Annotated in this window: 20 protein-coding genes and 1 pseudogene; 8 read left to right on the top strand and 13 right to left on the bottom strand. The window is 67.7% G+C overall.

The features are described 5' to 3' along the window. Positions 1-446 precede the first annotated feature (446 nt). From AOZ06_RS06880 to AOZ06_RS06870, 4 genes are all read right to left on the bottom strand, one after another. Positions 447-1,643 carry an acyl-CoA dehydrogenase family protein gene (locus tag AOZ06_RS06880; protein ID WP_054288659.1) on the bottom strand — a complete coding sequence of 399 codons (1,197 nt, stop codon included), beginning with the start codon at positions 1,641-1,643 and terminating at the stop codon, positions 447-449. Positions 1,644-1,722: 79 nt separating this feature from the next. Then, on the bottom strand, positions 1,723-1,872 hold the full coding sequence (locus AOZ06_RS55950) for a hypothetical protein (RefSeq protein ID WP_157232876.1): 150 nt from the start codon (positions 1,870-1,872) through the stop codon (positions 1,723-1,725). A 148-nt stretch (positions 1,873-2,020) separates the two neighbouring features. Continuing rightward, a complete protein-coding gene (locus tag AOZ06_RS06875) occupies positions 2,021-2,314 on the bottom strand; it encodes a hypothetical protein (protein ID WP_157232875.1) in 294 nt (97 codons plus the stop codon). Further along, entirely contained in the window at positions 2,298-2,615 is a 318-nt protein-coding gene (locus tag AOZ06_RS06870; protein ID WP_054288657.1) for a hypothetical protein, read from the bottom strand. Before AOZ06_RS06870 ends, AOZ06_RS06875 begins: the two co-directional genes overlap by 17 nt. 60 nt (positions 2,616-2,675) lie before the next feature. On the opposite strand from AOZ06_RS06870, the gene AOZ06_RS06865 reads away from it, so the two are divergent. After that, positions 2,676-3,944, top strand: coding sequence for a magnesium transporter MgtE N-terminal domain-containing protein (locus AOZ06_RS06865; protein ID WP_054288656.1), 1,269 nt, complete (start codon positions 2,676-2,678; stop codon positions 3,942-3,944). Then, the gene (locus AOZ06_RS06860) at positions 3,937-4,473 is read left to right on the top strand and encodes a DUF1003 domain-containing protein (protein ID WP_054288655.1); all 537 of its coding nucleotides are present in this window, start codon (positions 3,937-3,939) and stop codon (positions 4,471-4,473) included. The genes AOZ06_RS06865 and AOZ06_RS06860 overlap by 8 nt, the downstream gene beginning before the upstream one ends. Here AOZ06_RS06860 and AOZ06_RS06855 read toward each other — a convergent pair. Further along, on the bottom strand, positions 4,464-4,883 hold the full coding sequence (locus AOZ06_RS06855) for a MarR family winged helix-turn-helix transcriptional regulator (protein ID WP_054288654.1): 420 nt from the start codon (positions 4,881-4,883) through the stop codon (positions 4,464-4,466). The two genes, AOZ06_RS06860 and AOZ06_RS06855, sit on opposite strands and share 10 nt — an antisense overlap. A 138-nt stretch (positions 4,884-5,021) precedes the next feature. Between AOZ06_RS06855 and AOZ06_RS06850 the strand changes: the two genes are divergently transcribed. After that, positions 5,022-6,146 (top strand): Mrp/NBP35 family ATP-binding protein, encoded by a 1,125-nt coding sequence (locus AOZ06_RS06850; protein ID WP_054288653.1) that lies wholly within the window; start codon positions 5,022-5,024, stop codon positions 6,144-6,146. Positions 6,147-6,203: 57 nt separating this feature from the next. On the opposite strand, the gene AOZ06_RS06845 is transcribed toward AOZ06_RS06850, so the two are convergent. After that, on the bottom strand, positions 6,204-7,115 hold the full coding sequence (locus AOZ06_RS06845) for an AraC family transcriptional regulator (protein ID WP_054288652.1): 912 nt from the start codon (positions 7,113-7,115) through the stop codon (positions 6,204-6,206). On the opposite strand from AOZ06_RS06845, the gene AOZ06_RS06840 reads away from it, so the two are divergent. Next, positions 6,996-8,147, top strand: coding sequence for an NAD-dependent epimerase/dehydratase family protein (locus tag AOZ06_RS06840; protein ID WP_335338367.1), 1,152 nt, complete (start codon positions 6,996-6,998; stop codon positions 8,145-8,147). The genes AOZ06_RS06845 and AOZ06_RS06840 overlap by 120 nt on opposite strands. Positions 8,148-9,082: 935 nt before the next feature. Here the strand turns inward: AOZ06_RS06840 and tatB are convergent. The 4 genes from tatB to sigE form a co-directional block, all read right to left on the bottom strand. Beyond that, positions 9,083-9,469: a Sec-independent protein translocase protein TatB gene (gene tatB, locus AOZ06_RS06835; protein WP_054288650.1), complete on the bottom strand. Its 387-nt coding sequence runs from the start codon at positions 9,467-9,469 to the stop codon at positions 9,083-9,085. Between the two features lie 40 nt (positions 9,470-9,509). Continuing rightward, positions 9,510-11,015, bottom strand: a complete 1,506-nt coding sequence (locus tag AOZ06_RS06830; protein WP_083471546.1) for a S1C family serine protease — start codon at positions 11,013-11,015, stop codon at positions 9,510-9,512. A gap of 114 nt (positions 11,016-11,129) precedes the next feature. Then, positions 11,130-11,735, bottom strand: a complete 606-nt coding sequence (locus AOZ06_RS06825; protein ID WP_054288649.1) for a hypothetical protein — start codon at positions 11,733-11,735, stop codon at positions 11,130-11,132. Further along, complete coding sequence (gene sigE, locus AOZ06_RS06820; RefSeq protein WP_054288648.1) at positions 11,732-12,313, bottom strand: RNA polymerase sigma factor SigE; 582 nt, start codon at positions 12,311-12,313, stop codon at positions 11,732-11,734. The genes AOZ06_RS06825 and sigE overlap by 4 nt, the downstream gene beginning before the upstream one ends. A 219-nt stretch (positions 12,314-12,532) precedes the next feature. On the opposite strand from sigE, the gene AOZ06_RS06815 reads away from it, so the two are divergent. Next, the gene (locus tag AOZ06_RS06815) at positions 12,533-13,171 is read left to right on the top strand and encodes an O-methyltransferase (protein ID WP_054288647.1); all 639 of its coding nucleotides are present in this window, start codon (positions 12,533-12,535) and stop codon (positions 13,169-13,171) included. A 27-nt stretch (positions 13,172-13,198) separates the two neighbouring features. On the opposite strand, the gene AOZ06_RS06810 is transcribed toward AOZ06_RS06815, so the two are convergent. Together AOZ06_RS06810 and glgC are read right to left on the bottom strand one after the other, a co-directional pair. Beyond that, positions 13,199-13,600: a hypothetical protein gene (locus AOZ06_RS06810; protein ID WP_054288646.1), complete on the bottom strand. Its 402-nt coding sequence runs from the start codon at positions 13,598-13,600 to the stop codon at positions 13,199-13,201. Between the two features lie 48 nt (positions 13,601-13,648). Continuing rightward, positions 13,649-14,869 (bottom strand): glucose-1-phosphate adenylyltransferase, encoded by a 1,221-nt coding sequence (gene glgC / locus AOZ06_RS06805; protein ID WP_054288645.1) that lies wholly within the window; start codon positions 14,867-14,869, stop codon positions 13,649-13,651. 103 nt (positions 14,870-14,972) lie between these two features. Here glgC and glgA point away from each other — a divergent pair, with 103 nt between their 5' ends. Both glgA and AOZ06_RS59640 read left to right on the top strand, forming a co-directional pair. After that, complete coding sequence (gene glgA, locus AOZ06_RS06800; protein WP_054288644.1) at positions 14,973-16,145, top strand: glycogen synthase; 1,173 nt, start codon at positions 14,973-14,975, stop codon at positions 16,143-16,145. 43 nt (positions 16,146-16,188) lie between these two features. Then, positions 16,189-16,452, top strand: a pseudogene (locus AOZ06_RS59640) (GtrA family protein); the annotation flags it as partial. Between the two features lie 44 nt (positions 16,453-16,496). Here AOZ06_RS59640 and AOZ06_RS06795 read toward each other — a convergent pair. Continuing rightward, a complete protein-coding gene (locus tag AOZ06_RS06795; RefSeq protein ID WP_236952115.1) occupies positions 16,497-17,651 on the bottom strand; it encodes an MFS transporter in 1,155 nt (384 codons plus the stop codon). On the opposite strand from AOZ06_RS06795, the gene AOZ06_RS06790 reads away from it, so the two are divergent. Beyond that, positions 17,629-18,615, top strand: coding sequence for a LysR family transcriptional regulator (locus tag AOZ06_RS06790; protein ID WP_335338366.1), 987 nt, complete (start codon positions 17,629-17,631; stop codon positions 18,613-18,615). The genes AOZ06_RS06795 and AOZ06_RS06790 overlap by 23 nt on opposite strands. Positions 18,616-18,968 lie beyond the last annotated feature (353 nt).

Here is an 18,968-nt window from a genome sequence, read left to right as displayed (position 1 = left end):
CCGGGTGGCTGACCTCTGGGCAGGAGTCCGTGGGTGGCGTCGCTACCTGGGTTTCTCCGGGAGATTCCGGGGTTTTGGGGCGTGGGTGCCTCCTGCGCTTGCGCGCGAGACTGTCGCGGGTCGCTCCGCGCTCACGCGCACGACACCTGCTCCGGGAGTGGGGCGCAGCCCGAAAGCCCTGAAAACCCAAGAGTGGCGCCGATTTTACAAGGGGTAGGGGCGCCCATCCGCTTGTCCGGGCGAGGAGAACCCCGCGAGCATACGAAACCGCTCAAGCATGCCCCACTGGGCGGGGCTCCACCTTTACGGCTCTCCGTGGGCGCCCCAGGACCCCTCGTCAAATCGGCGCCGCCCCAACCCACCAAGAGCCCACGACCACAAGCATGCGCAAAGCCGACCACACAAGCACAAGAAGACCGAGCCGACGACTCCGGCACTACGGGGCGTCAGCCCCGAGACTTGTACTCCCGCAACAAACCCCGGCTGATGATGGTCTTCTGGATCTCGCTCGTACCCTCGCCGATCAGCAGGAACGGAGCCTCGCGCATCAGGCGCTCGATCTCGTACTCCTTGGAGTAGCCGTAACCACCGTGGATCCGGAACGAGTCCTGGGTGACCTCGGCGCAGTACTCCGACGCGATCAGCTTCGCCATCCCGGCTTCCACGTCGTTGCGGGCGCCGGAGTCCTTCAGCCTGGCCGCGTTGACCATCATCAGGTGCGCGGCTTCGACCTTCGTGGCCATCTCGGCCAGTTTGAACGCCACCGCCTGGTGCTCCGCGATCGCCTTGCCGAACGTCTTGCGCTGCTGGGCGTACTCGATCGCGAGTTCGAAGGCGCGGACAGCTATGCCGCACGCCCTGGCTGCCACGTTCACGCGGCCGACCTCGACGCCGTCCATCATCTGCGCGAAGCCCTTGCCCGGCGCCTCGCCGAGTACGCGGGTGGCGGGCAGGCGGTAACCGTCGAACACGGCTTCCGTTGTGTCCACGCCCTTGTAGCCCATTTTGTCGATCTTGCCTGGGATCGTCAGCCCCGGCGCCACCTCGCCGAAGCCGGACGGCTTCTCGACCAGGAACGCGGTCAGGTTCTGGTGGGCTTTCGGTGCGCCTTCGTCAGTCTTGGCCAGCAGCGCGATCAAAGTGGACGTTCCACCGTTGGTCAGCCACATCTTCTGGCCGTCGATCACGTAGTCGTCGCCGTCGCGCTTGGCCTTCGTCTTGATCGCCGCGACGTCCGAGCCGAGGTCCGGCTCCGACATGGAGAACGCGCCACGCACCTCACCGGTGGCCATCCGGGGCAGGAAGTGCTGCTTCTGCTCGTCCGTGCCGTGCTGCTTGATCATGTGCGCGACGATGAAGTGGGTGTTGATCACCCCGGAGACGCTCATCCAGCCTCGGGCGATCTCCTCGACCACGAGCGCGTACGTCAGCAGGGACTCGCCGAGGCCGCCGTACTCCTCCGGGATGGTCAGGCCGAACAGCCCCATCTCCTTCATGCCCTCGACGATGTCGGCGGGGTACTCGTCGCCGTGCTCGAGAGCCTGTGCGTGCGGGATGACTTCCTTGTCCACGAACCCACGGACCGTCGCCAGGATCTCGCTCTGGATGTCGGTCAGTCCGGCTGTCTGGGCAAGGCGAGCCATGGTTTCGCTCCCGTTGGCGTCGATGGCAGTTACCGGCCAGTATCGCGCTTCCCCGGCTTCTCGCAGTGTGAAGCGGCTCTCAGCTCGCGATTTCCAGCTCGTGGCCGCAGTGGCGGCACCCCGCGGCGAAGACGTGCACGTCCCGCTGGCAGCCGGGACAAGTCCGCATGCTGCGTTCCAGCAGATCGTCGGCCGCGCGGCGGCGGAAGATCCGGATGCGTTTGGTCATGACGACCAGGGTTGCCCGCTGCTCCCCCGGATTTACAAATCGATCAAGCTATATGTGGCCGTGCTCATAGCAACCCGACACGCCGTGTGATTACTCGAATTTCTCCGGTAATTGCGCTGTGACCTTCGCCGCGTTTTGCGACGTGCCGTCAGACGAATTCCTGTTGCGCCAATGAGACACGGAAATGGAAGTCGCTGAACGCGCCATCGACCCACACGGTCCACACGTCCTCGCCGGTCCGGAAGACCGCGCGTTGCCTCTCCTGTTTCGGGTGCTCCGGCTGATAGGTCCTGGCCGCCGCGGCTGCCGCGGCGAGCGCGGTCACCCGGTCGGGCATCGGCCGCATGTGGCTGAGCTTCCACCGCTGCGCCTGCCCGCTGCCCGTCGTTTCCTCGATCAACATGAACCACGGTCCGCCCTGCGGCCTATTCATGTGCGTCATCGGGCGCTCCCTGTCCGGTCACGTGCTTGCCAACGGTGACACGGAAATGGAAATCCATCGTCGCGCCGCGCAGCCGGACCATCCACGATCCCTCGCCGAGCTCGTAGACCTTGCGGCCTTTCTCGAACGCGGGGTGCTGCGGCTGGTACTCCCGGGTCACCCGCTCAGCGGCGCTGAGCGCCTCGTCCCGCGTGTTGTAGCTGCCGACCTCCTCCGCCGCCCACCGCTGGCCCTCGCCGCGGCCGATGGTCTCCTCCACCAGTACGCACCACACGGTGACTGGGTCCTGCGCACGTGACATGTCTCCTAGACGCGCGTGGTGCGCACAGCGTTCCGGACGGCTGCGGACTAGCCTGATCGCGTGGGCGCCACCAACCGGGTTTTCGCGGGTCAGCTGGCTGGCCTGGCCGTGTTCGGGCCGGACGGCGAGCGCATCGGCCGCGTCCGCGACATCGTCGCGGGCCTGCGCGGCGACCGGCAGCCGCCGAGGGTTCTCGGTGTCGTGGTCGAACTGGCGACCCGGCGGCGCATCTTCGTCCCCATGCTGCGGGTCACGTCGATCGAGGCGAACGCGGTGACGTTGTCGACCGGGTCGGTGAACCTGCGGCATTTCCACCAGCGCCCCAACGAGGTCCTCGTCGTCGGCCAACTGCTCGACGCGCACGTCACCGTCGAGGCCAGCGGGGCGAACGCGGTCGTCGACGACATCGGGATGGAGCCAACGCGTACGCGCGACTGGGTGCTCGGCCGGGTCGCGCTGCGGGAACGGACCGGCCGGTTCGGCAGGCGCGGGCCGGTGCGGATCGTCAGGTGGGAGGACGTGCGCGGCCCAGGCGTCGTCGAATTGGAAGCGCAACCCCAAGGCGCACAACAACTCCTGACCACGTTCGAAGGCATGCGCGCGGCGGACGTCGCGGCTGCGCTGCGCAGCCTGCCGACCAAACGCCGCTACGAGGTCGCCGACGCGCTCGACGACGAACGCCTCGCGGACGTGATCGAGGAACTCGGCGACGAGGACCAGAAGGACCTGCTGGCGCACCTCGACGACGAGCGCGCCGCCGACATCCTCGAGGCGATGGACCCCGACGACGCCGCCGACCTGCTCGCCGAGCTGTCCGAGTTGGACAAGAACCGGCTGCTCGAGCTGATGGAGCCAGAGGAGTCCGAGCCGGTCAAGCGGTTGCTCGAGTACTCGGCCGAGTCGGCCGGTGGTCTGATGACGCCGGAGCCGATCGTGCTGGCGCCGGACGCGACGATCGCGGAAGCCCTTGCGCGCGTGCGCAATCCCGACCTGACGCCCGCCCTGGCGAGCATGGTGTTCGTGACCCGCCCGCCCTCGGCCACGCCCACAGGCCGCTACCTCGGCTGCGTGCACATGCAACGCCTGCTGCGCGAGCCGCCGTCCGACCTGGTCGCAGGCGTGCTGGACACGGATCTGGCCAAGCTGCCGCCGTCCGCGTCACTGGGCGAGGTGACCAGGTACTTCGCCGCGTACAACCTGGTCTGCGCGCCGGTCGTGGACGAGACCGAGCACCTGCTCGGCGCGGTCACCGTTGACGACGTGCTGGACCACCTGCTGCCGGAAGGCTGGCGGGAGAACGGGTTGTGGGAGGCCACCACCGATGCCTGAGCTGCTGCCCCGCCGCAGGCTCGACCAGCCCGGCAGGCCGCGCCGGTTCCTGCGGTTCGAGATCGACCCGGAGGCGTTCGGCCGGTTCTCCGAACGGCTGGCGCGCTTCCTCGGCACCGGCAAGTTCCTGTTCTGGCAGACGCTGCTCGTGGTCGTGTGGATCGTGCTGAACCTCGCGGCCGCGTCGCTGCAGTGGGACCCGTACCCGTTCATCCTGCTCAACCTGGCGTTCTCCACGCAGGCGGCGTACGCGGCCCCGTTGATCCTGCTCGCGCAGAACCGCCAGGACGACCGGGACCGGATCTCGCTGGAAGAGGACCGCAAACGGGCCTCGCAGACCAAGGCCGACACCGAGTACCTGGCACGGGAGCTGGCGGCGCTGCGGATCGCCGTCGGCGAGGTCGCGACCCGCGACTACCTGCGCAGCGAACTCGACCGGCTGCGGCAGGACCTCAACGCCAAACCCCGCCGCAAGGCCTCCGCGGAGACCATCAAGGACAACCCGGCCTGGCACGACCGTCAGGGCTGAGCGTCGGCCACCCGCTGCGACAACGCCCCCAAGGTCTGCAGCTCCTGGCCGTCGAGCAGCTCGACGAAGTGCCGCACGACACCGGCCAGGTGCGTCCGTGACGCTGTCCCGAGCCGGGCGGCGCCCGCCTGCGTGAGCCGGGCGACGACACCGCGGCCGTCACCGTCGACGCGTTCCCGCGTGACAAGGCCCGCACGTTCCAACCGATCCACCAAACGGGTGACACCCGATCGGGAGAGCAGGACGGCCTCGGCCAGCTCGGCCATCCGCAGGCAGTGCTCCGGCGCGGCGGCCAGTTCGGCGAGCACGTCGTAGGCGCCGAGGGAAAGCCGCTGCTCAGAGAGCAATTCGGCCTCAAGACACCTGGTCACCTTGGCGTGCGCGCGCAGAAATGAACGCCATGCGTCCATCTCGCTTCGGGTGGGCAACCGGGTTGCACCTAACTCCGGCACAACCTGATGCTACGGAACGCGCGCAACTGCAAGCGCAGTGCCCTGGTTCACAAGGGCGATCCAGGCGTTTCGCTCTACCGGCCGTAGCATTGGGGGGTGATACCCACTGTCGAAGCGGTCCGTAAGGCGCTCGCAGGCGTGCAGGACCCGGAGATCCACCGCCCGATCACGGACCTCGGCATGGTCAAGGACGTCACGGTGCACCCGGACGGCCTAGTCGACGTCGGCGTGTACCTGACCGTGGCCGGTTGCCCGCTGCGCGACAAGATCACCCGTGACGTGACCACCGCGGTGTCCGCGCTGGAAGGCGTCCGCGAGGTGCGCGTCGAGCTGGACGTGATGAACGACGAGCAACGCACGGCGATGCGCAAGTCGCTGCGCGGTGACGAACCGAAGATCCCCTTCGCCGAACCGGGCTCGCTGACGCGCGTGTACTGCGTCGCGTCGGGCAAGGGCGGCGTCGGCAAGTCGAGCGTGACCGTCAACCTCGCCGTGGCGATGGCCGAACGCGGCCTGTCGGTCGGTGTGGTCGACGCGGACATCTACGGCCACTCGGTGCCGCGGATGCTCGGCGCGACCGGCAAGCCGACCAAGGTCGAGCAGATGATCATGCCGCCGCAGGCCAACGGCGTGAAGGTGATCTCCATCGGCATGTTCACGCCGGGCAACACCCCGGTGGTGTGGCGCGGGCCGATGCTGCACCGGGCGTTGCAGCAGTTCCTGGCGGACGTGTTCTGGGGCGATCTGGACATCCTGCTGCTCGACCTGCCGCCGGGCACCGGTGACATCGCCATCTCGGTGGCGCAGCTGATCCCGAACGCCGAGATCCTGGTGGTCACCACCCCTCAGCAGGCAGCGGCCGAGGTCGCCGAGCGGGCGGGCGCGATCGCGCTGCAGACCCGTCAGCGCATCGCGGGAGTGATCGAGAACATGTCCTGGCTGCAGATGCCGGACGGGTCCCGGATGGACATCTTCGGCGAGGGCGGCGGCCAGACCGTGTCCGACTCGCTGTCGCGTGCGGTCGGCTCGGAAGTGCCGCTGCTCGGGCAGGTCCCGCTGGACCCGAGGCTGCGCGAAGGCGGCGACGCGGGCACCCCGCTGGTCACCCTGGACCCGGAAGCCCCGGCGTCGACTGTGTTGAAGGACATCGCGAAACGGCTGACCGTCCGGGCCCGCGGCCTGGCGGGCCGGATGCTGTCGGTCACGCCGGCGGGTCGCTGAAGCCGGAACTGGAACTGGAACTGCCGAACCCACCACGAACCGCTGTGGCCAGTACGGCTACAGCGGTTTTTCGTTGCGGTACTTGCCTGGCGACTGGCCGAACTGGCGCTTGAACGCTTTGGCGAACGCGAACTCCGACGTATAACCGGTCTGCGCGGCGATGACCCGCAAAGGCGCGTCGCCCTCACGCAACATCCGCGCCGCAACCGTCATCCGCCACCACGTGAGGTACGCCAACGGCGTACGCCCGACAAGCGTGGCGAACCGCTTGGCAAACGTGGCTCGTGATTGCCCGGCCAACGCAGCCAACCGCTCGACGGTCCACGGTTGGTCAGGCTGTGCGTGAATGCCGCGTAAGGCCGAGATCATGGCTTGGTCGTTGAAAACCGTTGCCCAACCGGTGGTTGTCCGGCTCGCCTGCTCGTCGAACCACGCGCGCAAGGTCAACAGCAGCAGCATGTCGACAAGCGAGGTGACGATCGTTGTGCTGCCGGGCCGTCGCTCGGCCAGTTCTGCGCCGAGGAGGTCGATCGTCGCGCGCAGAGCAGCGTGCCTGCCCACCCGCGTCGGCAGGCGAATCACGCCGGGCAGGTCGTCCAGCAACGGATGCCCACGGTCCCGGTCGAAGTAGTAGGCGGCACACAGCGTCGACGTGGCCGGGCCGTCACCGTCGATCCGCATCTGATCAACCGGGGCATCCGGAGACGGCTGAAAGTCGACAAGTGGACTACCAGGATGGTCAACGAGCGCATACCCCCGCGCAGGAGGGATGAAAACAACATCCCCGGCACCCAAGGCAAGCGGCGGCCCACCGGACGGGATCACCCAGCAGGAACCCTCCAGCACAACATGACAACCCGCCGCATCCTCAGGCGGAAAACGCACGCCCCACGGCGCTCGCGTGGTCGTACACGCCGCGTGCGGCTGGGCACCACGCATCACCGCGAGCACATCGCTAAGCAGGTCCACAAGGACACAATACTCAGACGATCTGACATGTTTTCCAGAGCAACAGCCATGGTCCGTCTGACACCGGATCCATACGGTGACTTCTTGAACAGAGTGCAAGTGATCGTTGGAGATGTCATGTCGTTGAAGGTCGTGGTGGGCGCAGGGCCCACAGGTACTGCTGTCGCGCGCCTACTCGCCTCATCCGGGGAACGAGTTCGCCTGGTCTCACGGCGCGGAACGGCACCAAACCACCCACTAATCGAGGCGGTGGCGTCCGACGCCACCGACGCAGAACGCCTGACCGACCTGACACAAGGCGCGTCGGCGTTGTTCAACTGCGCGATGCCGTCCTATGACCGTTGGCCAACCGACTGGCCACCCCTGGCAGAAGCGCTGCTGACAGCGGTCGAGAAAACGAACGCCGACTACATCATGCTGAGCAACACCTATGGATACGGACGCGTAAGCGGCCCAATCCCCGAGACACAACCCATAGCACCAACAACAGTAAAGGGACGCGTACGCGCACAAATGTGGCTCGACGCGCTCACCCGAGTACGTGTCACGGAAGTACGCGCAGGCCAATACCTCGGCGCAGGGGCCGCCTCGCTCTACGCACTCGCAGTCGCCCCGCTGGTGCTAGCCGGACAACCGGTGTCATACCCGGGAAATCTCGACGTCGCACACAGCTGGAGCTACACCGAGGACGTCGCAAGAACCCTCGTCGCAGCAAGCGAACACGACAACGCGTTCGGACAGGCATGGCACGTCCCGTCCACAAGCGACATGTCGGTCAGGCAACTGAGCGAACGCCTCGCCGACCTGGCAGAAGCCCCCGCACCGAACCTGACAACCATGCCGGACGAGGAATTCGAGCGACTCTGCCAAACAGACTCGATCATGGCCGAAACCGCGGAAATGCGTTACCTCACCGACGAACCACACGTACTGGACTCAACCCGGACGGAACGCGAACTCGGCGTGAAACCCACACCACTCGACGAAGTCCTGACCGAAACCATCAGAACGACGAGCACTCCCCAGCCGTGACAGTCCCCACCAAACCCAGCGGACCCACCTGAAGACAGTGCTAAGAAAGACAACCAGGACGAGATAGCTACCCACGCAGAAGAGCAAGAGCTCGTGGCTTTCGCGCCAGCGCAGAGGGGTGCTTCGGGGGGGGTGCTCTGCCCGTCGGCCTGGGCAAAGCCACCACGGACTGTCAGAAGGTCCGCCCACGTTTCCCGCGACCATCAGCGGCGACGATACGGACCTCTTGACAGTCCGTGGTTCCCTCCGGGCAGGAGCGCCCATGCCCCAAACACACACCAAGAGCTCAACTCCAGCGAGGGAGAAGACCCACCACAGCTTCCTGCCCTGAGGTCTGCCTCCCGGCAAGGGACCCAGGCATGTTCCGTGCGAAAAACTGAGCCACACCGAAAAGCCCTAGCACCTGTACAAACAGTCCCCCACCCAACCCGGGGGGCGTCCCTGCTCCAGTCTACAAGGGGTAACGCCTGGTGAAAGGGTTACTGACCGGTTGTGGACAGCTAAGCGAAGCGATGGTGCCATCGGCTCGAGGTAGTTGGTCACTCGGCTCGAGATGGTCGGACAGTCGGCTCGAGATGGTCGGTCACTCGACCCGAAGCAGCCCCACACTCGGCTCAAGGTGATTGGTCACTCGGCCCGAGATAGTCACACAGCCGCCCAAGGCGATTGGCCACTCCGCTCGAAGCAGCCGCACGCTCGGCCCAAGATGATCGGCCACCCAGCCCGAAGCAGCCGGGCACTCGGCTCAAGCCGATCGACCACTTCGCCCGAGGCAGCTGCGCACTCGGCTCAAGGTGATTGGCCACCCCGACCCGAGATAGCCGCACAGCCAGCTCCAGATGATCGGCCACCCGACCCGAAGCAGCCGGACACTCGGCCCAAGATGGGTGGTCACTCGGCCCAAGATGGGCGAGCAGGTAGCTCGAGATGGGCGATCAGGTGGCGTCCGGGTCGAAAGGAGGCTTCTCGCCGGGGTTGAGCGGCGGCGGGGTTTGAGTCGCAGGCGGTGCCGGAGGCGGCGGTGTGTAGCCGTTGGGTTTGCTGCCGTTGGCGGGCTCGTCGTTGAACAGGTGCTGGGTCACCATGCGCTTCGGGTCGAAGCTGCGCAGTTCGCGGAGATTCTCCAGTGGCTTGCGTAGTTCGTCGAACTCCGGGCCCATCTCGTTGCGCAGCTGGTCACGGGCGCCGGTCGCGAACTCGCGCACCTTGCGGATGCTCTTGCCTATCCAGGCGGCAGCCGACGGCAGGCGCTCCGGCCCGAGGATGAACAGCCCAGCCAGCAGCAGGACAAGGATCTCCAGCCACCCGATGCTCTCGAACATGCCGCAACCTCCACCAAGTCAGCTTCTTCAGCTTACCGACTCAGTCGGACTGCAAGACCACGTCGATAGTCAGTTCTCTGCCGTCTCGCACGAGCACGACCGGAACCTTCGCGCCGATTTCATGTGCCCGTACCGCCACGGTCAGCTCCGGCGAGTTCCGCACGATGCGGTCGCCGACCTTCGTGATGATGTCGCCTTCGCGGATACCGGCTTTCTGGGCCGCACCGTTCTCGACGATGTTCGCGGCGCGGGCGCCCTGTGAGGACTCGGCGCTCACGTCGCTGACCGCGTTGATGCCGATCTCCGGGTGCTTGACCTGGCCGTCCCTGATCAGGGTCTGCGCGATCTTGCGGGCGAAGTTGGACGGGATCGCGAAGCCGAGCCCGACGCTGCCGCCGTCCTCACTGGCCGGGACGATGAACGAGTTGATGCCGACCAGCGCGCCCGTGGCGTCCACCAGCGGCCCGCCGGAGTTGCCCCGGTTGATGGACGCGTCGGTCTGGATCGCGTCGTAGGCCACCGGCGGGTCGCCGCCGCCGTTGGGGATCAGGCGGGGCCGGTGCAACGCGCTGACGATGCCCTCGGTGAACGTGTTGGACAGGCCCAGCGGTGAGCCGACCGCGATCACGGTGTCGCCGACCTGCAGCGACTCGGAGTCGCCGAACTGCAGCACGGTCGGGTTGTTGACCTGGACCTTGATCACCGCGAGGTCGGTTTTCGGGTCACGGCCGACCACTTTGGCGTCCGCGCGGCTGCCGTCCTGGAACACGGCGGTCATCTTGATCGCTGTGTCCTTCGCCGCGTTCTCGATCACGTGGTTGTTCGTGATGATGTAGCCCTGCCCGTCGATCACCGCGCCGGAGCCGACACCGCTGGCGTTGGGGCCGTGCAGCTCGATCGACACGACTGAGGGCGCGACTCGCTTGGCGATGTCGGAGATCGAGCCGGGCGGGCGCTGCACCCCCGGCGACACTTCGGCCAGCGTCACGTCGCTGGTCAGCGAATCGCCGGTGCGGGCGATGAACCAGCCGACCACGCCACCCGCGCCGCCGATCACCAGCACGACCACGGCGAGGATGATCAACGCGCTTGCCTTGACGCGTCGCCCGAACAGCAGCTCGGGCACGCTGAGCAGGCGCCCGGCGTCGGCGGCGACCTGCTCCTTGGCCTCGGGTTCCGGTTTGTCGAGCGCGGGCGGGCCGATCATGGCGCCCGCACCCGGGTCACGCCACGGGTCGGCGTCCTTCGACCACAGCGGGGAGTCCGCGGACTGCTCGCCGTCCGTCTCGCCCGGCGGGCGCTGCAGCAGCACCCCGGTGTCGTCCGAGGGCCGGCTGAACGCTTCGACCAGCGCGGCCGCGGGCGGCGGCGCTGTGCGCAACGCCGGATCGGGGTGGCTGCCGTTGCGCGCGGCGAAAGCGCTGTCCACTCCGGCCGGCCTGCCGAACACAGCTGCCTGAGCGGGGTCGACCGCCGGCCTGCGCAGCGGGCGCGGACCGAGCCGGTCAGGCTCAGGGGTCGGATCTTGCTCAGGGTGCTGGCTCATCACCGCACAGCCTGCCTCTCGGGTGGTGAAAGCCCAGTAAACGCGGGTGAGACCGCTCCGAACGCCGCGAAGCCCCCGCTTCTGCGACGGGGGCTCCGTGTCCTAGGAGAAAAGTCAGCGAATGATCGGGCCTGGCCCGACGAGAACAGGAACAGGCGCGACGTGCACGGGCGCCTTGGCGGGCGCGGGTGCGACAGGGGCGGACGCGTCACCGTTGGACGCGGGCGCACCGGACGGCGCGACGAGCGCGAGCGCACCGAGCACCAGGCCGGAGACGACGACTCCCGCGCCTTGAGCCGTGCGACGGCCGCGGCCGAGCACGTTCGGGCCTTCACCGAGCCGCGGCTGCGAACCCAGCGCGGGCTTGGCGCCGAGCGGGGTGCTCGTCGCGTTGCCGACGCGGTCCGGCCGCTGGACGGCGACCAACTGGCCGTCGTCGGTGACGGCGAGCCCGTCCGGCATTCCCGGCAGCTCGGTGTTCTGCGGGATCGCCTGCAGGCTGGCCAGCAGCCCGGCGGGCATCGACGGGGCGTTCGCCCTGCGGACAGCCGCACGTGCCTGCCGTTGCGCCGCGATCTCCGTGGCACACAGTGAGCAGCTGATCATGTGCGCGGCGGCCCGGTTGCGGGCACCCGCGGACAGCTCACCGTCCACGAACGCCACGACCGCGTCCGGCATCAAGTGCTGCTCGGGCAGATTCCACCCGCGCAGGTCGGTCATGCGGATGCCTCCCGGGTCAATCCACGGCGCCGCTCGAGCGAGGCGCGCAGGGCCTGACGGCCACGGTGAATCCTGCTGCGAACAGTACCCAGCTTGACCCCGAGGGTCGCACCGATCTCCTCGTACGACAGGCCCTCGACGTCGCAGAGGACGACGGCGGCCCGGAACTCCGGCGGCAGCTCGTCGAGCGCGGCCTGCAGATCGGGGTCGAGGTGGGTCTCCGAGTAGACCTGCTCGGGCGAGGGGTCGTCGCCCGCGAGCCGGTCGGTGTCCTCGGGCAGCCCCTCCATGCGCAGCCGCGAACGGCGCCGCGCCATGTCGAGGAACAGGTTCGTGGTGATGCGGTGCAGCCAGCCCTCGAAGGTGCCCGGTTTGTACGACGCGAGCGACCGGAAGACCCGGATGAAGGTCTCCTGGGTGAGGTCCTCGGCGTCGTGCGAGTTGCCGGTGAGGCGGTACGCGAGCCGGTAGACCCGGTCGCCGTGTTCCCGCACGACCTCGTCCCAGGTCGGCGGTGTCCACGTCGGCTGGTCGTCCAGCTCGACTGGCGTCGCCAGTGCGACGTCGGAATCGCTCATCAGGTGGGTACCCTCCCGCGGACTCGCCTGCCCACTGTCTGTTGCAACGACGGACTCGTTCACGGTGTTCCCCACTTCGGCTGTGCGACTCCCCTTGATGTCCACAGCTTCGTGCACGGCGTTATGGGGTGGGTGAGAGTCAGCTAAGACGAACCTGAGAATCCACACGATCGGCGCGTTCTCCCGGATTCGGGGCCGGCGCCGCTAACCTCGCGAGGCGTGACACCCGAATGGCCGGCCGGGCTGCGCGACTACGTCGAGGACTACCTGGCCGAGGACGAGACCCTGAGCGCGGCACGAGCGCGCGGACGTGAGCTCGGCTGCGTGCCGATAGGCCCGGCGGGAGGCGCGGCGCTGCAGTTCCTCGCCACGGCCCTGCAGGCGAAAGCAGTGGTCGAGATCGGCACGGGAGCGGGGCTCAGCGGCCTCTACCTGCTGCGCGGCATGGCCCAGGACGGCGTGCTGACGTCGATAGACGTGCAGCCGGAGCACCAGGCGGCGGCCCGGCAGGCGTTCGCGGGAGCCGGGGTGGCGCCCGGCAGGACAAGGCTGATCATGGGCAGCGCGCTGGACGTGCTGCCGAGGCTGACCGACTCGGGCTACGACCTGATCTTCGTGGACGCGCTGAAGACGGAGTACCCGGCTTACTACGAGCACGGCGTACGGCTGCTGCGGCCGGGTGGCGTGCTCGCGTTCGACAACGTGCTGTGGGGCGGCCGGGTCGTCGACCCGAACGACCAGGAACCGCACACGAACGCCCTGCGAGAGGTCACCCGGCTGGTCAAGGACGACGACCGGCTGGTGCCCGTGCTCCTGCCGATCGGCGACGGCCTGCTGGTGGCGGCGAAGACAGCCTGAGGATCCGGGCGGGCACGCCCGCCCGGATCACCACCTCTTGTGGCGGTCGACGTCCGGCACGGTGCTCCGGCGGATCTTCTCGATGCGGCACTCCGCACTGGGCGCCGAGGCGTTGCCTTCACGCACTCGTTTGCGCAGCTTGCCGATGACGTACGCACCCAGCTGCGTGTCGGGTGCCTTCCGCCACGTGTCCGCCCTGCGCCTGGTCCCAGTCACCCGCTCGGCCACCTGCGCCTCCGCGGTCGCGTCGACCAGGCCGACCGCGCCTGCCAGTCGCTGGTTGGCGCGGTGGCGTGTGGCGCGGTTCATCAGGCGCTTCCTGAGCGCGATGTTCTTGCGCGAGCTCTTGTCGTTCTCGCCGTACCAGTTGCGGCGGTCCTTGCTGTAGGAGAGCTGCTTCTTCTCCTGCGGTGTCCTGCGCCTGTCCATCGTGTCCCCTCGACTCCCCCCTCGACGCAGAAAGCGTCACACACGAGGTCAAGGCAATACTTGGGCTCCCTTGCCGAGGACGATCACGCCGCCCGCGCTGACGGTGTACCGCTCCCTGTCGGCTTCGATGTCCACGCCGATCTGGGCGCCGTCCGCGACCACCACGTTCTTGTCCAGGATCGCCCGCCGTACGACCGCGCCCTTGCCGATCCGCACGCCCGGCAGCAGCACGCTGCCTTCGACAACGGCACCGTCCTCCACTGCGACGTCCGCGCTGACCACGGACTCCCGCACCGACGCGCCGGACACGATCGTCCCCGGCCCGACGATGGACTCCGTCGCCGAGCCCGAGTTCACGAACTTCGCGGGCGGCAGCGGCGGCGTCGCGGTCCGGATCGGCCAGGCCTGGTTGTACAGGTTGAACACCGGGTGCACGGAGACGAGGTCCATGTGGGCGTCGTAGTAGGCGTCGAGCGTCCCCACGTCACGCCAGTAACCGCGGTCGCGTTCGGTCGCGCCGGGCACGACGTTGTCGTCGAAGTCGTAGACGGCCGCGTTGGCGTCGTCGACGAGCATCGGGATGATGTCGCCGCCCATGTCGTGGTCGGAGTCGGGGTTCGCCGCGTCCGCCCGCAGCGCCTCCAGCAGCACCTCGGTCCGGAACACGTAGTTGCCCATCGAGGCGAACGTCACATCCGGGTCGCCGGGGACGTGCGGCGGGTCCTTCGGCTTCTCCAGGAAGCGGGTGATCTTGCCCGTCTCGTCCGAGTCGATGCAGCCGAAGGCGTGCGCCTCCGAGCGCGGCACGCGGATTCCCGCGACGGTCACGCCGAGGCCGGAGTCGATGTGCTGGGCGACCATCTGGGACGGGTCCATCCGGTACACGTGGTCGGCGCCGAAGACCGCGATGTGGTCGGGCCGTTCGTCGTAGACCAGGTTGAGCGACTGGAAGATCGCGTCCGCGCTGCCGGTGTACCACCTCGGGCCGAGGCGCTGCTGCGCCGGGACCGGGGTGACGTACTGGCCGAGGATGTTCGACAACCGCCACGTCGTGGAGATGTGCCGGTCCAGCGAGTGCGACTTGTACTGGGTCAGCACGCAGAGCTTGTGATACCCCGCGTTGACCAAGTTGGACAGTACGAAGTCGACTAGCCGGTAGTTCCCGGCGAACGGAACAGCTGGCTTGGCGCGGTCCGCGGTCAGGGGCCAGAGGCGTTTGCCCTCGCCGCCCGCCAGCACGATCCCGAGTACCTTCGGCTGGCCTGTCACGCAGGGAACACTAGTGTCACGACCGGGCGAACTGCCAGATCGAAACGCGACGTTTGGCGTGACGTTCACCTGACCGCCGCAACGGCAACTACCGTAACCACCTGTGCGAATCGGTCTGCTGACACGCGAGTACCCGCCTGAGGTCTACGGCGGGGCAGGCGTGCATGTCGGTTTTCTCGTCCCGCGGCTGCGTGAACTGATCGAGGTGGACGTCCACGCGTTCGGTGCGCCGAGGGCGGATGCCCACTCCCACGTGCCCGCGCCCGGCCTGGAACACGCCAACGCGGCGCTGCGGACGTTGTCGGTGGATCTGGCGATGACGGCGGCGACCGAAGGCGTGGACCTGCTTCACTCGCACACCTGGTACGCGAACATGGCGGGTCATCTCGGCAAGATCCTGCACGGCGTGCCGCACGTGGTGACCGCGCACTCGTTGGAGCCGCGCCGGCCGTGGAAGGCCGAGCAGCTCAAGGGCGGGTACCGGCTGTCCTCATGGGTCGAGCGCACGGCCTACGAGGCCGCTGACGCAATCGTCGCGGTCAGCGAGGGCATGCGGACGGACGTGCTCGACTGCTACCCCGCGCTGGATCCCGCACGTGTGCACGTGGTCCGCAACGGCATCGACACGAACGCGTACCACCCCGTCACCGAGACGGACGCGCTCGAGCACTACGGCATCGACCCGAACCGGCCGATCGTGGCGTTCGTGGGCCGCATCACCAGGCAGAAAGGCGTCGGGCACCTGATCGCGGCCGGGCACAGCATCGACCCGGACGCCCAGCTCGTGCTGTGCGCGGGCGCGCCGGACACGCCCGAGATCGCCGAGGAGACGAAACAAGCCGTGTCCGGGCTCGCGGCGAACCGGCCCGGCGTGTACTGGATCCAGCAGATGCTGCAACCGGCCGAGGTGCGGCAGATCCTCAGCCACGCGACGGCGTTCGTGTGCCCGTCGGTGTACGAGCCGCTGGGCATCGTGAACCTGGAGGCCATGGCGTGCGGCACCGCCGTCGTCGCGTCGGACGTCGGCGGGATCCCTGAGGTCGTCACCGACGGGCGCACGGGCTTGCTCGTGCACTACGACGAGCACAACGTCGAGGATTTCCGGGCGGGCCTGGCCGCGAAGGTCAACGAGCTGGTCGGCGACCCGGCGCGGGCCGCGGCGATGGGCGAGGCCGGACGGGACCGCGCGGTGCGTGACTTCGCGTGGTCGACCGTCGCGCAGCAGACTGTCGACGTCTACAGGTCGGTTCTGCCTGAGGGCATCCTCAGTGAATAAGGTGAAGTCTCGAACTGTGAGCCGCATCTTCACCCGGTACACGATGGCCTCGCTGCTGGCCACGGGAATCAGCCAAGTGGTGCTCCTCGCGCTGTACTGGGCGTGGGAGACCAACGCCATGACCGCGAGCACCATCGCGTTCCTGGTCGGTGCCGTGCCGCACTTCCTGCTGATCCGCCGCTGGGCGTGGGGCCACAAGGGCAGTGAGGGCCGCAAGACCGAGGTCCTGGCGTACGTCGTGGTGACGGCGGCGGGTGGAGCGCTGTCCATCGCCATCACGACGCTGATGGACTGGGCGCTGGATCCGTTGATCGAGGATCGCGGCTGGCACGCGTTCGCGCTTGTGCTGTCCTACCTGGCCAGCGGCGCGCCGGTGTTCCTGCTCAAGTTCTTCGCGCTGGACCGCGTGTTCCGCCGTAAGGCGAGCCAGATCCCCAGCGACCCGAGCGACAACCAGGACAACGAGACCAGCACGAGCACGTTCCAGCCCCACGCCGCGTAGATCGACGTACCGGCCGTGCCGCCGATGGAGGCACCGGCGTAGTACGCGCCCGTGTACAACCCTGACGCCGGTCCCTTGCTGGGCGCCTCCGCGTTCACCCATGCGCCCGCAGCGGCGTGCCCGGCGAACCAGCCGGCGGTGAGCAGGACGAAGCCGATCGCGATCGTCACGACGTTGGTCGGGATGGTGACGACGATCCCGACCGCGGTGAGGCCGAGCATTCCAAAGAGGACTCGCTGCCGGTTCGACTGGCTGCCGAGGGTGGCCGAGTTGAGGCCGCCGATCGCGTACGCGAGGAAGACCAGGGACGCGAGCTGCGGGCTGAGTTCCAGCGGCGGGGCGGCCAGCCGGAATCCGATCGCGTTGTACAGCGCGACGAACGCACCCATGCTGAGGAACGCGACGGCATAGAGTGACCACAGCAACGGCTGACTGACAGCGGACTTGAGTCCGCCGGTCATTCGCTTGGACGGCGTTTCGCCGCCCTTGGGCAGCGCCCAGATGAGCAGGCCGGTGGCCATCGCGGCGACAACCGCGACAAGTCCGACGCCAACGCGGTAGGACCCGACTTGCCCGGCGAGCAATCGGCCGGCCATTCCGCCGAAGGTGTTGCCCGCGATGAGCATGCCGATTGCTTTCAGCCGTCCGCGGTCGGCGAGATACGCCATCGCGACGGCCGGAAAACCGGCGAGCGCGACCCCCTGAATCGCCCGGAGAACGACGAGGAACTGGAATCCGCCGACGAACGGCAGCAAAAGCCCGATAAGCGTGGAAACGATGACAGAACCGAGGATGACCGGGCGGCGACCGACGACTTCGGACAGCAACGACATCGGCAGGACGGCGACAGCCAGAGCGCCGGTGGCGACCCCGACGGTGAGCGCGGCGTGCCCAGGGGTGATCTGGTACTCCTGCGCGAGCAGCGGGAGAACCGGCTGCGGAGCGTAGAGAAGCGCGAAACTCGCGAGCCCACCGGCAGCCATGCCAATCGTCAACCTGTCCACGACCAAGGACGTTAAGCAGCCGCAAATGATACGTCCAATACGGTATGGTGAAGCAATCGATACGGAAATGAATGAATCTTTGGCCGCGTCCATCGCGCCGCGGCTGGAGATGCTGCGTCTACTGGCAACCGAAGGCAACGTCACGCGCGTAGCCGCACAGATGGACGTGCCGCAGCCAACCGTGAGCCGCTGGCTGGCCGCGCTGTCCACGGAGGTCGGCGCACCCGTGGTCGTAAGAGACGGCCGCGGCGTCCAACTGACCAGAGCAGGACACCTGCTGGCAGCAGCGGCGGCATCAGCGATGACCGCCCTGGAAACCGGGACGAGACAGGTGCTCGAGGAAATCGACCCGGACAGAGGACGGGTGGTCCTCGGCTTCCTGCACATGCTCGGCCGGTCACTGGTGCCGGAACTGCTGCGGGCGTACCGCTTCACCCACCCGCAGGTCCGATTCGGACTGAGGCAGTCATCGAGGGCGGAGATCATCGCCTGGATGGAATCCGGCGAAGTCGACCTGGCCCTCTACAGCCCACCGCCGACAGCACCGGACCTGGCATGGGTCCCGGTGCAGGAGCAGGAACTCAAACTCGTCCTCCCCGACACCCACAAGCTGGCGAACCGGACAGAGGTGGAAGTGGCGGAAGTAGCGAACGAGGACATCGTCGGCCTGGAACACGGCTTCGGCATGCGCCAGATAACCGACGACCTGTGCGAAGCAGCCGGATTCAGCCCGAGGATGGCATTCGAAGGACAGGAATCGGACACGGTTCGCGGTCTGGTGCTGTCCGGATTGGGCGTCGCCGTCTTGCCTGAGGCGGAGCTGCTGACACCGGGGCTCGTGGAGATATCGCTGCGTCCGCGCGTTCACCGGACGCTTGCCCTCGTTTGGCCTGCTCACGACCAGCTGAGTCCTGCCGTCCGCAGCTTTCGCGACTTCTCGTTGTCGCAGCGCACCGATCGGTGATTTGCGCCCTTCTGGTGCTTCGTCTCTTTTTGCACGGAACGGGCTGTTCCCTCGCCGGGGGCTGACCTCTGGGCAGGAGGCCTTTGCTCTGGGTCCTTGGTGGGTTCTTGGTGGCGTGGGCGCTCCTGCCCGAAGCCCTGCTCTGCGCTTGCGCGCTCGCCGCTGTGGCTGGGTTTGCGCGCTTGCCGGTCGGGGTTGTTCTGCGCTTGTGCGGTTGCCGCTGTGGTTTGGCCTGCTCTCGCAACTCGGAGCCGGTTGCCGCACTTGCGCACTCGCCGCTGTGGCTTGGCCTACGCTCGCCGCTGCGGCTGGTTTGCGCTCTCGCCGCTCGGGGCTGGTTTCTCGCTGGCGCG

The organism is Kibdelosporangium phytohabitans (assembly GCF_001302585.1).
Lineage (GTDB): Bacteria > Actinomycetota > Actinomycetes > Mycobacteriales > Pseudonocardiaceae > Kibdelosporangium > Kibdelosporangium phytohabitans.
The sequence above is the reverse complement of the archived record's forward strand: the minus strand, read 5'-3'. Positions and strand labels throughout refer to the sequence as shown.